Origin of the sequence: Brachybacterium avium, from assembly GCF_002216795.1 — a bacterium.
In the GTDB taxonomy this organism is placed as follows: domain Bacteria; phylum Actinomycetota; class Actinomycetes; order Actinomycetales; family Dermabacteraceae; genus Brachybacterium; species Brachybacterium avium.
Genome location: NZ_CP022316.1, coordinates 2,247,545 through 2,260,074 on the forward strand (window position 1 = coordinate 2,247,545; position 12,530 = coordinate 2,260,074).

The window sequence follows — 12,530 nt, forward strand, 5'->3', positions numbered from 1 at the left end:
TACAGGAGGGGTCCCAATATTCCCGCCGCGCCGGGAGGGCGTGCGGTCGGCTCAGCCGGTGACCGTGTACGCCGCCAGCGCCTCCCGCACGTCCTCGCTCGCTGTCGCGCCGGCGTGCAGCGGCCATGACGCGGCGACGAAGCCGTCGGGCCGCACCAGGTACAGGTGATCCGAGCGCAGGCGGCACCGTGGATCAGGGGAGAAGGCGAGCGGCCCCTGGATCCAGTGCGGTAGTCCGGCCGGCCGTATGGCGGCGGTCCCGTAGCCGTAACTGTGCAGCTGCCAGGTCATCGCCCGCAGCGCCTCGGCATTCTCAGCGGTCGGTGGCAGACGCAGGCCGACGGCAGGGTCCTGCGCCCAGCGCGGTGAGGGCTCGCCGTCGGCCACCGCGCGGTAGCGGATCCGGTACTGGCCGAGCAGCCCGCCGAGGTACGGCCCGAGCGCCGTGGCGAGCAGTCGCGGGGCCAGCACGGACAGGACGTCGCGGGCCCGTCGGCGAAGGAATGCCGTGCCGCGGCCCGGACGGGCGATGACGCCGAAGGCCCGGTCGGTGGCGTTGATCAGCGTCATCGCCACCGGCCGACGCTCGCGCTCGAAGCGGTCCAGAGCCGTCTCGGCCAGCCGGCCCGCGGCGACGTCGGCCAGCAGGTGCGCCAGATGGTGCCCGTCCTGCAGGCCCGTGTTCATGCCCTGCCCGCCCACGGGAGAGTGCACATGGGCGGCGTCCCCGGCGAGGAACACCGGGCCGCGGCGGAAGTGCGAGGCCACCCGGTGATGGACGCGGTAGGCGGAGTACCAGTCCACCCGCTCGTAGGTGATCCCGAGGTCCTCCCGCATCCCGGCGAGGGCCTCCCCCCGCACCGGGTCCTTCTCACCATGCAGCCACACCACCCGCACATGGCCGTCCGGGCCCATCGGGAAGGTGAGCGCGAAGCGCTGCTGTCCGAAGCGGGCCGTGAGGGAGGTCGCCGGGGCGCCGTCCACCCCGCGCAGGTCCGCCACGCAGAAGGTCGCATCATCGGTGACCCCCTCGAACGGCAGGTCCAGGGCGTGGCGCACCGGCGAGCTCGCGCCGTCGGCCCCGATCACCCAGCGGGCACGGATCCGCAGCGGACCCTCCGGCCCCTGGGCCCGCACCTCTATGGGGGAATCCGGGCCGGTGCTCGCTTCCAGCCCGGATCCCTCGGCAAGATCTGTGAAGCGGTGGCCCCAGCGCACGGGAGCCCCTTCGGCGGCAAGAGTCCGGGAGAGCAGCTCCTCGTTCCGGGACTGCTCGAAGACCTGCGCACCGGGGAACGAGGTCCAGCCCTCCTGCGCCCTCGCGAAATCGATCCCGGTCGCGGTGCTGCCCGGTCCGAACTGGATGCGCTGGGCCGGATTGGCCTCGGCCAGGACCTGCGCGGCGAGACCCAGCTGGTCATAGATCTCCATGCTGCGGGCCTGGACCACGAGCGCCCGGGACTCCCGGGTGGGTCCGCTCTTGCCATCGATCACGAGGGCGTCGATGCCGCGGCGGTGCAGGACCAGGCCGGCCATCAGCCCGGTGGGCCCGGCGCCGACCACCAGCACCTCGGTCTCCAGCAGTACAGGGGCGGTGGGCATGGCGGGCCTCTTCTCGACGCGACGACGGGTCGGTCCTGAGTCCACGGTAGACCCCCGCCGCGCCGAAGAGCATCCCCGCCGGCCGGCACGCACCGGGGGCCGGGTCATGCGGGCACAGCAGTGCCCCGCGGCATCTCCTGCGCATCGGCAGGGGAGACGCCACGGGGCATCGCTGCGCGCCGTCACGCGACGGGCGCGGTGTCAGCGGGCGAGCGCCCGCCCGGGTCAGGCCGTGGCGCCGGCCAGCTCGCGCCGACGGCGACTGCCGCTCACCCGCGCGAAGTGCGCGGCGGAGGACAGGTCCACCTCGACCACGGGGTAGACGTTGCCGTCCTCCCAGGTGGTGGTGTGCTCCGAGGTCCGCTCGGAGCGGGTGAGATAGCGCAGGCCCGCGCTCTGGTCGCGGAAGACGACGAGGGGAGCCTGAGAGGCCTGCGGACTGGAGGTTCGATGATCGGTGTACTGCAAGGTGCTTCTCCTTCAGGGCCGGCGCGGGGCCGACCGGATGTCTGGTGCCGGCAGGGTGCCGGGATGCGCTGTCTGCGCGGGAGGCGACCTGTCCGCTGGGGCGGACGATCGCCGGGCCGGACCCGCTGGGGCGGGAGGGCCCTCGGCGCGCACCAACCGCTGCTGCTCCACGGGAGGTCGCCTGGTCGGCGAGATGGAGGCGGCGCGGGGGCGCAAGCCGTGCGATCCGGGCTCTGATGCGCTGCCGTCGTGGCAATGCGCAGAACCGCGGGGTTCGCTGTGGTCGAGTGGGCGGTGTCTTCGCCCTGGTGGCGGGTCTCTCCGCCGGGGTGGCGACGAGGTCGCCTGTCCGAGTCGCGGGCTTCGACCACCCGGGACCGCGTCAGACGCTACCAGCATCAACCGCAAACCCCAAGGGTTTATTCCTGTGGCACCGCCGGGGTCACCTCGGCAGGGGTGTCCAGCGGTTCCTCGCCGTCAGGCCGTCGCGGGGACGGCGGGCAGATGGGACCGCACGAAGGCGCGATGCGTGAGGATCGTCAGGGTCAACAGTGCGGCGACGCTCACCAGCCCGATCAGCAGGTGGAGGATCCCGCTGGCGGTCGCGTCCCAGGCGGTGTGCAGCACGATCGCGCCGACGTAGGAGACGACCAGCGCCAGCACTCCGCGCCCCTTGTGCGAGGTCTCCACCAGATACCACAGCGCGGCGCAGATCGCGCCGGTCCAGGCCACGTGCCCGGCCGGCACCAGGATGCCGCGGAAGACGAGGGTCGCATCCAGAGCGCCCAGCCCGCCGTTCTTCGCCAGCAGGGCGTTGAATCCGTACCCCATCGTCTCCAGCACCGCGAAGCCCATGCCCGCGGCGATGCCGATCACGATGCCGCCACCACGGGTGCTGCGATGGGCGAGCGCCAGCACGATCAGCGGGACCACCAGCTTCGCGGTCTCCTCGATCACGCCGACCAGCAGGATCGACTCCTTGCCCAGCAGCAGTCCGGCGACAGTCTCCTCGAGACCGGCGGCGCAGATCCCGAACAGGCCTCCCAGCCCGACCGTCAGCAGCAGCGTCCCGGTGGGTACCAGCGGGCCGACGCGGCTGGACTGGGCGAACAGCAGCACCGACAGCGGGATCGTCACGGCGCCGACGAGCAGCACCGAGGGCACCATGGTGGGGTTCCTGGTCAGCAGCATGATCACGAAGGTGACCACGTAGGCGAGGATCCCGATGATCAGGGCGAGGATCCACGAGAAACGCAGGTACCAGGGGTAGTGGACGGTGGCTGCGGGCTGCTGGTTCATCGGAGGATCCTTCTAAGGGCGGGATCGTTCGAACCCGTCCACCCGAGGCGGGGCGTCGTCGATGCGGCGGCGTCTCCACAAGTATGCGCCGGGATTCCCGATTGTCGCCTGGAGGGCGGCTGAGGGGCAGCTGACCAGCAACTGGAGGGGCCAAGCCATGGAGGAGCGGTCGAGCCGCTCGACCGGTCCCTGCCCGGCCGAGTGTGACGCCGGGCTGTCAGTCCTGCCCGTCCTGCGCATGGCCGCGCCGCGCCGCAGGATCCACGATGAGCAGCACATCGACGGGGCCGCCCTCGGCACCGAAGGCATGGGGCAGCATCGTGTCGAATTCGGCGCACTGGTTCTCCGTGACCCGGTAGCGGCGCTCGCCGAGGAGCAGGGTGAGGGTGCCGGAGAGGACCACCAGCCATTCGTGCCCGGGATGGGCGCGCATCCGCTCGGGCGCCGGGGGCGGCCCGGTGACCCGGCGACGGAGGATCACGGTGTCGGGGGCGTGACGGATCCGCCAGCGCAGTGCGTCCATGCCGTGCTCGGTGATCGCGTTCGAGACGACCTCCTCGCCCTGGGTCTCCACGAGCTCGTCCAGACCTGTGTCCAGAGCGCGGGCGAGCACCACCAGCTGATCCAGGGCGAGGCGGCGCTGCCCGTTCTCGATCCGGGAGAGGGTGGAGGGGCTGAGGTGGGCGCGGGCGGCGAGATCCCCCAAAGAGAGGCCCTGGGCGAGACGCAGTGCACGCAGCCGTTGCCGGACCAGGCCATCCACACCCTCAGAAGTTTGCGCCATGCGCAAGATGCTATGCCTTGGCGGCAAGGCCTGTCTACGGTCGGAGCGTGCCTCCTGCCGGAGGCTCCCGACCGAGAGGACCACCATGACCACCATCGACCCGCAGGCCACCAGCGCCGACGCCACCACCGCGGACGCCGCCACCGCCGGCGCCGATGCGTCGCCCCTCACCTCTGATGCTCTCCCCACCGCCCTCGTCGACGCGGTCGTGATCGGCGGCGGCGCCGCCGGACTGAGCGGCGCCCTGATGCTCGCCCGGTCCCGCCGCAGCGTCGTCGTCATCGACTCCGGTGCGCCCCGCAATGCCCCCGCCGAAGGCATCCACGCCCTGCTCGGCAACGAGGGCACCCCGCCTGCGGAGTATCTCGCCCGCGGCCGCGCTGAGGTGCGGCAGTACGGCGGCCTGATCGTCGCCGGAGAGGTCGCCTCGGCCCGCGCCGCCGAGCCCTCGGCCGACGGGGACCTGCGCTTCACGCTCACCCTCGCCGACGGCCGTACCCTCACCGCCCGCCGCCTGCTGATCGCCACCGGGACCCGCGACGAGCTGCCTGAGATCCCGGGGCTGGCCGCGCACTGGGGCACCAGCCTCGTCCACTGCCCCTTCTGCCACGGCTGGGAGGTGCGCGACCAGGCCATCGGCGTGATCGCCACCCGTGCCATGTCCTTCCATCAGGTGCTCATGTTCCGCGCCCTGAGCGAGGACGTCATCGTGTTCGTGGCCGAGGGCCTCGAGGTGGACGAGGAGACCCGGGAGCGCTTCGCGGCGCTCGGGGTCACCGTCGTCGAGACCGGGATCGAAGAGGTCGTCGCGGATGCTGAGGGCGGCCTCGCCGGAGTGCGACTCGTGGGCGGGGAGCTGGTGCCCCGCACCGTGCTGACCACCGCGACCGTGATGCTTCCGCGACTGGACGGGCTCGAGGACCTCGGGCTCCGGCTCGAGGAGATGCCCGCCGGGATGGGGGCGAAGATCGCGACCGGGAACGCCGGCGCCACCGAGGTGCCCGGGGTGTGGGTCGCCGGCAACGCCGCGGACCCCGCCGCGCAGGTCGGGGCCGCAGCTGCCGGCGGTGCGCTCGCCGGCGCCCACCTCCACGGGATGCTCGTGATGGCCGATGCGGAGGCGGCCGTCGCCGCCCATCGCGTCCGCGCCGCAGCCTGAGCGGCGCCCCGAGAACGCGCGATCCCTCTCGCGCCTGGGCAACCCGCCCGCTTCCCACCCTCGGCCACCCCTGGTGCCACCAGATTCCTGTCGTTCTCACGGGTCAGAACGCGTCTGTGGGGTTCAGACCTCACCAGAGGCAGTTCTCTGGTGGCGGGACCAGGGCGCCGGGGCCAGGTTCAGAAGATGGGCCCAGGGGGCGGGGCCGGGGTCAGGAGGTGGGCCCAGACCCGCGCGCCACCGGCCCGGCTCTGCGAGGATCACCCCATGCGCATCGCACTGATCGGCGGCAAGGGCGGGGTCGGCAGCTCCCTCGTCGAGGCCTGGCGGGCCGAGCACGAGCTGACGGTCCTGGACCGCAGCACTGTCCCGCTGCCCGGCGTGCGGGAGGTGGTGGGGGAGGCGGATGACCCCGAAGCGCTGACCGCCGCTCTCGAGGGCGCCGAGGCCGTGGTGCATCTGGCCGCGCATCTCCCGCACGGCAGTGAGGCGGAGCAGCTGCCGGGCACCGCTGCCGCGATCGGGGTGAATGTCGGCTCGGTGCTGCTGGCTATGCGGCTCGCCCGGTGCCTCGGCGCGGGCTCCTTCGTGCACATCAGCTCGCTCGACGTCTTCGCCCGATATGGCGAGTCGCCGATCCCGGCCGGGGCCCTCCCGGATGCGACGGCCCTGTACGGCCTCTCGAAACGGTTGGCGGAGCAGGCGCTGCGGCTGTCCGTCGAGGGGCCCGCGCCCACGGCGGAGGAGGGACCGCTGACCATCACCTCGCTGCGCTTGGCCTTCCCCACCACCGCCGAGGCCTGGCCCCGCTGGGTCACCCCGCTGCGCGAGGAGCAGGCCGAGCCGGTGCTGCACACTCTCGAGGACGGCACCCCGATCAGCTCCCTGCACCCGGAGGACCTGGCCGCCGCGGTGCTGGCCGCTCTGCGACGGGAGCGCGGCGGGGCCTATGAGGCGATCGCCGTCACCGCCGCCGCCCACTCGATCGCCGATGACTCCGCGGCGCGGCTGCTGGACTGGCAACCCCGGAACGTGCTGGGGGAGTGAGGGTCGGCGGTGCGGACGCATCTGCGGGAGGGGCGGTCGGCCCGCGCATGTCCCGCGCGCCCGCCGCGCCAGCCCGCACCGTCAGCGTCGGCGATCGCGGGCGGTCTTCACCCAGCCGTCGATGATGTCCCAGATGCTGATCCCGACGATGCTGAGCACCAGGATGATCCCCAGGATGCGCATCGTCTCCGCGTCCACGCCGTGACTGCGGGCGGCCACCAGCAGCTCCGGATTCAGCAGCTGCTCCCGACCTAGCAGGGTCAGTGCCCAGCTCATGAAGCCCACCGCGAGCGCGGAGTTCGCCACTGCCGTCCCGATGCTCCAGCGGCCGCCCCGGAAGATCGCTACGGCGAGCGCGGCCTCCAGCAGTACCAGCACCACCAGCACCAGGATCCCGGCGGGCCAGAGGTCAGGGCTCAGGACCTCCAGCGCCTCGCCGTCCACGACCGCCAGGCCGCGCAGGTGGTCCCAGGTCACCGCGACGAGCGCCAGGGCCAGGAAGATCAGAGAGGCGAGGAGGTCCACCCAGCCGGTGCCGGTGCTCCGCTCCTTCGGCAGCTGATCCACGGTCCAGGTCAGGCCGGTCTCCGCGCCGCTGCGCTCGAGCACCGCGAACACCACGGTCACCCAGAACGCGATATGGACCGCGGTGGAGAGGCCGACGCCGATGACCTCGCCGATGACGTCGCCGATGCTGCCACCGGACAGGCCCTCGACCAGGCCGACGACGACTGCGACGACGGGCACGACGATCAGCAGCAGCAGCCGCAGCAGACGGATCCAGGTGAGGTAGTGGCGCGGCCCGATCAGCTGGAGCGGTCGATCGGCGTAGCCGGCTGCGAGCACGGCGGGATCCCCGAGCTCGGTGAGGACGGCGCGCTCCGCGACGAGGGGATCCTCGCCGCGGTGGAGGCGGGCCTCGACGGCGTCGGCGATGGAGGCGGAGAGCTCCTCGCGGACGTCCTCCTGGAGCTCGGCCGGCAGGGAGCGGGCGGTGGTGTCGATGTAGCGGGTGGTGAGTGTCGCGGGCATGTCAGTGCTCCTCGTCGGCGACGGGATCGGTGGCGGTGAGCGAGCGGATCGCGCCGGTCAGCGCGCTCCATTCGGCGGTGAGGGTGTCGGCGAGGAGCTCGCCCTCGCCGGCGGTGCGGTAGAACTTCCGGGGCCGGGCCTCGTCGGTGTTCCACTCACTGGTGAGGAACCCCTGCTTCTCCAGGCGTCGCAGGAGGGGGTACAGCGTGTTGGCATCGGTGGCGAAGCCGTGGCGGGCGAGGTCCTCGAGCAATCCGTAGCCGTACCCGGGGGAGCGCAGGAGCTGCAGGCACGCCAGCACGACGGTGCCGCGACGCAGCTCCTGCAGGTGGAGATCGAGACGGTCGCTCATGCCTCACACCATAGTGTGTGACGCACAGTGTTGTCCATCGTCCAGGGGTGGGCGGCGTCGTGCGGGGGTGCACCGACCGGTCGGGACCCTGGGGTTCCCTGCGGCCGACGAGTAGCGTCAGCGCGAGACAGCACTGTCCGATCGCACGACCCGACGATGGAGGACCCATGGCGACGAACGACACGCTCACCCAGCAGGACGTCGTGGAGAAGCTCCGCGACGCCGACCTGGTCATGCTCACCACGGCGCTCCCGGACGGGAAGCTCCTCTCGCATCCGATGACCATCCAGGGCGTCAGCGAGGACGCGGACATCTGGTTCTTCGTGGGCCTGCAGGGAGGTCAGGCCGAAGCGCTGCGCAGCGGGCCGCACGTGAACCTCGCCGTCGCCGAGGCGGGCTCCTGGCTCTCCGTGGCCGGGGACGCCGAATTCGTCGACGACCCGGCGCTCGTCGACCAGCTCTGGAACGACGAGGCGAAGGCGTACTTCCTTGGCGGCAAGGACGACCCCGACCTCGGTCTGCTGCGGGTCAGCGGTGACTCTGCCCAGTTCTGGGGGCTGCCCGGCGGCAAGGTTGCGGGCCTCGCACAGATCGTCAAGGCCAAGGCGACCGGTGACCGTGCCCCGGGCGGGACCGACACCACCGAGCTGTGAGCCCCTCGCCCCGGAAGGCCGCGCCCGGGCTGTGACGCCCGAGGCGAGCACGGCAGGATGGATCCCTGCACCCCGCGACGAAAAGGACGCCCCGTGCCCCGCACCCTCGCCCCCGGCCAGCGCTGCCGGATCCATGTGCTCGACGTCGACACCGGCGAGGATCGGATCCTCCACGAATCCTCGACCGTGCTGTACGAGGCGCCGAACTGGACGCTCGACGGGAGGACGCTGATCCTCAACGGGGACGGGCATCTGTTCGAGCTCGCCGTCGACGGCGGCCGGCCGCAGCGCCTCGATCTCGGTGCCATGGCCCCGCTGAACAACGACCATGTGCTCGATCCCGACGGCGAGCACGTGTACGTCTCGGCGGATGACGGCCAGGTCCACCGCGCCCCGCTCTCCGGCGGCACCGCCACCCGGATCACCGAGGACGACGGATACCTGCACTTCCTGCACGGGGTCAGCCCCGACGGCACGACCCTCGCCTGCACCGGGGTGCGGCGGCGTCCCGACGGGTCCTGGCTCGCGCCGGGCATCGTCACGATCCCCGCCGCCGGGGGCGAGGCGACGGCGCTGACCGACGACGAGTTCCCCGACGACGGTCCGGAGTACTCCCCGGACGGCAGCTGGCTGTACATCAACTCCGAGCGGGGCGGGACCGCGGCCGGCCACGCGCAGCTCTTCCGGATGCGCCCCGACGGCACCGGCAGGGAGCAGCTCACCCACGACGAGCGGGTGAACTGGTTCCCGCACCCCTCCCCGGACGGCGGACGGCTCGCCTACGTCAGCTTCCCACCCGGCACACAGGGGCACCCCGCCGACCGCGAGGTGCTCCTGCGGCTGTGCGCAGCCGACGGTTCCGAGGCCCGCGACCTGGTGCGGCTGCGCGGCGGGCAGGGCACGATGAATGTGAACAGCTGGGCCCCGGACTCGCGCCGCCTCGCCTACGTGGACTACCCCTGGACGGAGTGAGCGCCGGCGCCGTCGGCGCGGTGGGCGCGCGGTGAGGCCCGCCGGCCCCGGAACAGGAGCTGCGCGGTCCCGTCGGCGGCGATGCGGCGGTCCGCCGCCACCGCGTACATCTCTCCGACCAGCGCCTCCTCCAGCACCTCGGACGGCGGCCCGTCGGCGCGGACCCGTCCGCCTGCCAGCACCACCACCCGGTCGCAGTAGCGCGCGGCGAGGTTCAGATCGTGCAGCACCACGATCGTGGTCAGGCGCTGGGACCGCATCAGCTGGAGGGTGTGATGCTGGGCGCCGATGTCGAGATGGTTGGTCGGCTCGTCGAGCAGCAGCAGGCGCGGCTGCTGGGCGAGGGCCCGGGCGATCAGCACCCGCTGGCGCTCGCCGCCGGAGAGGGTGGTGAGGTCCTGGCGGGCCAGGTGCGCGGCGCCGGCCAGCTCCAGGGCCTCCGCGGCGATGCGCTCGTCCCGGCCGGTGGTGGCGCCGAAGAGGCCCCGGTGGGGCAGGCGGCCCAGCATCACCGCATCGGCCGCAGTGATCGGCAGCTCGCCCGGGCTCTCCTGCGCCATCACTGCGAGGCGGCGCGCCCGCTCACGTCCCGACAGCGACGCCAGATCCCGGCCCTCGAGCCGCACCTGCCCGGCATCGGGCACCAGATCCCGGTGCAGGATCCGCAGCGCGGTGGTCTTCCCGCTGCCGTTGGGGCCCACCAGCCCCACCACCTCGTGGCGATGGGCGACCAGGTCCACGCCGTGCAGCACCTCGAGGGCCCCGAAGCGGTGGGTGAGGCCGCGCGCCTCCAGCACCACCTCGCTCATCGCTCCTGCTCCCGCTCGCTCAGCCAGTCGCCGATCCGTTCGAGCCCGTCGACGATCAGCGGCGAGGCGGGCTCGGTGAAGTTGAACAGCAGCGGCAGCACCGCGCCGTCCCGTGCTGCGCGCAGCGAGGCGAGCCGGCCGTCGCCGAGGACCTCGCCCAGCAGCTCGTCCACCGGGACGGTGCCCTGGTGCAGCACGATGAGGAGATCGGGGTCGGAGGCGAGCAGCGGTTCGGTCCCGCTCTCGAAGACTCGTTGCGCGGTGTCGGCGAAGACGTTCTGGATCCCGAGCGCGTCCAGCTGCGCGGTCGCCATCGAGAGTGCGCCGTAGGCGTACAGCGGTCCACCGCCGACGCTCGGGTACAGCACCGCCGCGGTGCGCGCCGCAGGGGAGAGGGACGCGACCGTGTCGATGCGCTCCTGCAGCGTCCCGACCAGGACCTCTGCCCGGTCAGTGCGGTCGAACACGGCGCCGTGGGCGGTGATCTCCGCGAAGAGCATGGTGAAGGTCGCCCGCTGGTCGAGGCCGCCGCAGTACGAGCGCGGCATCAGCACCTCGGCGCCCGCCGCCCGCATCCCCTCGCGGGTGACGCCGTCGGGCAGGCCCAGCACCAGGTCCGGACGCTGCGCGATCACCACCTCCTGGCTGATCTGCAGGTGCCCGCTGGTGTCGATGTCCTCGGAGAGCACCGGGATCGCCTCGAGCCGGCCGGCGAGGTCCGCGTCGTAGTAGCCCTCGGGGAAGGAGCCGGCCCGGGCCACGACCCGGTCCAGCACCCCGAGCCCGTCGAGCGTGGTCACGGGCGCGCTGTCCAGGAGCACCACCCGCTCGGGCGCCGCCGGCAGGACCACCTCGGCGTCGCAGTCGGTGAGGGTCAGGGGGAAGCCCGCGGCGGCCTCTTCACCTCCGCCGGCCTCCGGCGCCCCGTCGTCGGACGCGGTGCACGCGGTCGCTGCGAGGCCGAGGGCCCCGACGAGGGAGACCATCATGGTGCGGCGGGTGGGGGAGGAGGTCATGGGTGGTCCCTTCGGGAGGCGGCGGACGGGAGCGGAGGGGAGCGGGCCGGGGGCGTCGGGGCGGCGGCCTGCGTGCTGCGGGCTGCGGACGACGTGCCGGGGGGAAGGGGGCGGGAGGAGGGACCGGGCTCACCCCTCCCGCGCCTGCATCCGGCGGATGAGGATCAGCAGGAACGGAGCGCCGACGGCTGCGGTGATCACCCCGATGGGCAGCTCCCGCGGCGCCATCACCAGCCGGGCGACGACGTCGGCCCACACCAGGAAACCGGCCCCCAGCAGCGCGCTCGCCGGGATCGTCACCCGGTGGCGGGAGCCCACCAGGCGCCGGGCCAGATGCGGGACCACCAGACCCACGAAACCGATCGCCCCGGCCCCGGCGACGGCCGCCGCGGTGCACAGTGAGACCACCACCAGCAGACCGATGCGCGCCCGGTCCGGGGAGATGCCCAGGCCGTGCGCGATGCCGTCCCCGGCGGCGAGGGCGTCCAGCAGCGGGGCGCGCGCGGTGAGCACCGCGGTGCCGAGCAGACCGGCTGCCAGCGCGATCAGCAGGAAGGCGTTCCACTGGCCCAGCGAGAGCGAGCCCAGCATCCAGAACATCACCGAGCGCGAGCCCTCCGCGGAGTCGGAGGAGAAGATCAGCAGACTGGTCGCCGCCGAGAGCGCGTAGCCGACCGCCACCCCGGACAGCAGCAGCCGCAGTGAGGTGACGCGCCCGTTGCTTCGCGCGATCACGAACACCAGCAGCGCCGCCGCGAGCGCCCCGACGAAGGCCAGCACCGACTGCGCGTACTCGCCCAGCGCCGCACCCACGCCGAAGAGGATCGCCGCCGCCGCGCCGGTCGAGGCGCCGCCGGAGACACCGAGGATGTACGGATCGGCCAGCAGGTTCCGCACCATCGCCTGCAGCGCCGCGCCGCTGATCGCGAGGCAGGCCCCGACCGCCGCGCCCATCAGCACCCGCGGCACCCGGACGGACCAGATGATCGCCTCGGCCGCCGGGTCGGCGGGCATGGCGACCGGCAGTCCGAGATGGTGAGCGATGACCTGCAGAGTGAGCGCGGGCGAGAGCGGCACCGGGCCGATGCCCACGCACAGCAGGAGGGTGAGGGCGAGGGCGCCGCCGAGCACGGTGAGGAGCAGATCGCTGCGGCGGGCGCGGGCGCGCAGACCGAGGGGATCGTGGGGTGCTGCGGCGGGCGGTGATATCGACGGCGCAGCAACCGACGGCGCAGCAGGCGTCGGCTCAGCAGCCGACGACTCAGCGGCCCCCGTCCCGGCAGCGGTCGACGGCGCGGAGGGGCTGTGCGTGGCGGCCACGGCCTCCTCCTCTCCGA

Annotated in this window: 13 protein-coding genes; 4 read left to right on the forward strand and 9 right to left on the reverse strand. The window is 73.0% G+C overall.

Annotated features, from left to right (window positions below):
- Positions 1-51: 51 nt before the first annotated feature.
- From CFK39_RS10100 to CFK39_RS10115, 4 genes are all read right to left on the reverse strand, one after another.
- A complete protein-coding gene (locus tag CFK39_RS10100) occupies positions 52-1,602 on the reverse strand; it encodes an FAD-dependent monooxygenase (protein WP_089065349.1) in 1,551 nt (516 codons plus the stop codon).
- 225 nt (positions 1,603-1,827) lie between these two features.
- Positions 1,828-2,070, reverse strand: a complete 243-nt coding sequence (locus CFK39_RS10105; protein ID WP_089065350.1) for a hypothetical protein — start codon at positions 2,068-2,070, stop codon at positions 1,828-1,830.
- Between the two features lie 477 nt (positions 2,071-2,547).
- The gene (locus tag CFK39_RS10110; protein WP_089065351.1) at positions 2,548-3,369 is read right to left on the reverse strand and encodes a PrsW family intramembrane metalloprotease; all 822 of its coding nucleotides are present in this window, start codon (positions 3,367-3,369) and stop codon (positions 2,548-2,550) included.
- A 217-nt stretch (positions 3,370-3,586) separates the two neighbouring features.
- Positions 3,587-4,153 carry a helix-turn-helix domain-containing protein gene (locus tag CFK39_RS10115; RefSeq protein WP_089065352.1) on the reverse strand — a complete coding sequence of 189 codons (567 nt, stop codon included), beginning with the start codon at positions 4,151-4,153 and terminating at the stop codon, positions 3,587-3,589.
- Between the two features lie 85 nt (positions 4,154-4,238).
- On the opposite strand from CFK39_RS10115, the gene CFK39_RS10120 reads away from it, so the two are divergent.
- Positions 4,239-5,312 (forward strand): NAD(P)/FAD-dependent oxidoreductase, encoded by a 1,074-nt coding sequence (locus CFK39_RS10120; protein ID WP_089065353.1) that lies wholly within the window; start codon positions 4,239-4,241, stop codon positions 5,310-5,312.
- Positions 5,313-5,579: 267 nt separating this feature from the next.
- Positions 5,580-6,359 carry an NAD-dependent epimerase/dehydratase family protein gene (locus tag CFK39_RS10125; protein ID WP_157697131.1) on the forward strand — a complete coding sequence of 260 codons (780 nt, stop codon included), beginning with the start codon at positions 5,580-5,582 and terminating at the stop codon, positions 6,357-6,359.
- Positions 6,360-6,440: 81 nt separating this feature from the next.
- Here CFK39_RS10125 and CFK39_RS10130 read toward each other — a convergent pair whose 3' ends face one another.
- Both CFK39_RS10130 and CFK39_RS10135 read right to left on the reverse strand, forming a co-directional pair.
- Entirely contained in the window at positions 6,441-7,391 is a 951-nt protein-coding gene (locus tag CFK39_RS10130) for a permease prefix domain 1-containing protein (protein ID WP_089065355.1), read from the reverse strand.
- A 1-nt stretch (position 7,392) separates the two neighbouring features.
- Positions 7,393-7,743, reverse strand: a complete 351-nt coding sequence (locus tag CFK39_RS10135) for a PadR family transcriptional regulator (protein WP_089065356.1) — start codon at positions 7,741-7,743, stop codon at positions 7,393-7,395.
- Positions 7,744-7,910: 167 nt separating this feature from the next.
- Here CFK39_RS10135 and CFK39_RS10140 point away from each other — a divergent pair, with 167 nt between their 5' ends.
- Both CFK39_RS10140 and CFK39_RS10145 read left to right on the forward strand, forming a co-directional pair.
- Entirely contained in the window at positions 7,911-8,396 is a 486-nt protein-coding gene (locus CFK39_RS10140) for a pyridoxamine 5'-phosphate oxidase family protein (protein WP_089065357.1), read from the forward strand.
- A 93-nt stretch (positions 8,397-8,489) separates the two neighbouring features.
- On the forward strand, positions 8,490-9,368 hold the full coding sequence (locus tag CFK39_RS10145) for a TolB family protein (protein WP_218192253.1): 879 nt from the start codon (positions 8,490-8,492) through the stop codon (positions 9,366-9,368).
- Here CFK39_RS10145 and CFK39_RS10150 read toward each other — a convergent pair.
- The 3 genes from CFK39_RS10150 to CFK39_RS10160 all read right to left on the reverse strand — a co-directional run bounded on the left by CFK39_RS10150 (position 9,350) and on the right by CFK39_RS10160 (position 12,513).
- Positions 9,350-10,177 carry an ABC transporter ATP-binding protein gene (locus tag CFK39_RS10150; protein WP_089065359.1) on the reverse strand — a complete coding sequence of 276 codons (828 nt, stop codon included), beginning with the start codon at positions 10,175-10,177 and terminating at the stop codon, positions 9,350-9,352. The two genes, CFK39_RS10145 and CFK39_RS10150, sit on opposite strands and share 19 nt — an antisense overlap.
- Complete coding sequence (locus CFK39_RS10155) at positions 10,174-11,193, reverse strand: ABC transporter substrate-binding protein (RefSeq protein ID WP_089065360.1); 1,020 nt, start codon at positions 11,191-11,193, stop codon at positions 10,174-10,176. Before CFK39_RS10155 ends, CFK39_RS10150 begins: the two co-directional genes overlap by 4 nt.
- 129 nt (positions 11,194-11,322) lie before the next feature.
- A complete protein-coding gene (locus tag CFK39_RS10160) occupies positions 11,323-12,513 on the reverse strand; it encodes a FecCD family ABC transporter permease (protein WP_420836203.1) in 1,191 nt (396 codons plus the stop codon).
- Positions 12,514-12,530 lie beyond the last annotated feature (17 nt).

Coding starts and splice junctions, on each gene's coding strand:
- CFK39_RS10100 (WP_089065349.1), bottom strand. CDS start 1,602: ATGCCCACCGCCCCTGTACTGCTGGAGACCGAGGTGCTGGTGGTCGGC.
- CFK39_RS10110 (WP_089065351.1), bottom strand. CDS start 3,369: ATGAACCAGCAGCCCGCAGCCACCGTCCACTACCCCTGGTACCTGCGT.
- CFK39_RS10115 (WP_089065352.1), bottom strand. CDS start 4,153: ATGGCGCAAACTTCTGAGGGTGTGGATGGCCTGGTCCGGCAACGGCTG.
- CFK39_RS10120 (WP_089065353.1), top strand. CDS start 4,239: ATGACCACCATCGACCCGCAGGCCACCAGCGCCGACGCCACCACCGCG.
- CFK39_RS10125 (WP_157697131.1), top strand. CDS start 5,580: ATGCGCATCGCACTGATCGGCGGCAAGGGCGGGGTCGGCAGCTCCCTC.
- CFK39_RS10130 (WP_089065355.1), bottom strand. CDS start 7,391: ATGCCCGCGACACTCACCACCCGCTACATCGACACCACCGCCCGCTCC.
- CFK39_RS10135 (WP_089065356.1), bottom strand. CDS start 7,743: ATGAGCGACCGTCTCGATCTCCACCTGCAGGAGCTGCGTCGCGGCACC.
- CFK39_RS10140 (WP_089065357.1), top strand. CDS start 7,911: ATGGCGACGAACGACACGCTCACCCAGCAGGACGTCGTGGAGAAGCTC.
- CFK39_RS10150 (WP_089065359.1), bottom strand. CDS start 10,177: ATGAGCGAGGTGGTGCTGGAGGCGCGCGGCCTCACCCACCGCTTCGGG.
- CFK39_RS10155 (WP_089065360.1), bottom strand. CDS start 11,193: ATGACCTCCTCCCCCACCCGCCGCACCATGATGGTCTCCCTCGTCGGG.